Source organism: Serratia sp. LTN-2 (genome assembly GCF_059740205.1).
Genome location: NZ_JCAXDO010000048.1, coordinates 1,710 through 2,159 on the forward strand (window position 1 = coordinate 1,710; position 450 = coordinate 2,159).

The window sequence follows — 450 nt, forward strand, 5'->3', positions numbered from 1 at the left end:
CCCCGCTCCGCCCCCGCGCCCTCGCGGGTGAAACTTAACGATCATCGTCTGCCCCCTTTTCCAGCACCGCGTGCCGAAGCCGCTCGAGTCCTGCATCGATGGCCATCAGCGCGGCGATAACCTGCACCCGGTCATGTCCGGTACCGCCACTCCCGTTAACCTGCCGGGCAATCTGGTTGAGGTTGTTCCCCATGCCGGCAAGCTGACGAAGCAGCGCCGGCGAGATCGACGGAAGTTTACCTACACGCGCTGGCTTCTCGTCCAGGCACGTCTGGCGCATCCAGGCTGCGAGCTGTTTACCCTCGCAGCGCTCCAGCAGACGCCGGTGCTCATCTTCCGTTACCCACATCGTGAGCATCTTGCTGCGTTTATCTGCCAATCCAGCCTCCTGATAACGCCGGGACGGGCGGGAAATGCTTTCCCGGGCGGCGCGGTGTTGGACAAGCCGCA

The 450-nt window shown here is 63.8% G+C and carries 1 protein-coding gene; it reads right to left on the reverse strand.

Annotated features, from left to right (window positions below; genetic code table 11):
* Window positions 1-34: 34 nt before the first annotated feature.
* The gene (locus AC6BYQ_RS28045; protein WP_207212943.1) at window positions 35-358 is read right to left on the reverse strand and encodes a MobC family plasmid mobilization relaxosome protein; all 324 of its coding nucleotides are present in this window, start codon (window positions 356-358) and stop codon (window positions 35-37) included.
* Window positions 359-450 lie beyond the last annotated feature (92 nt).

Bases quoted from the DNA above. Each gene is read 5' to 3' on its own strand.
- AC6BYQ_RS28045 (WP_207212943.1), bottom strand. From the start codon at position 358: ATGCTCACGATGTGGGTAACGGAAGATGAGCACCGGCGTCTGCTGGAG.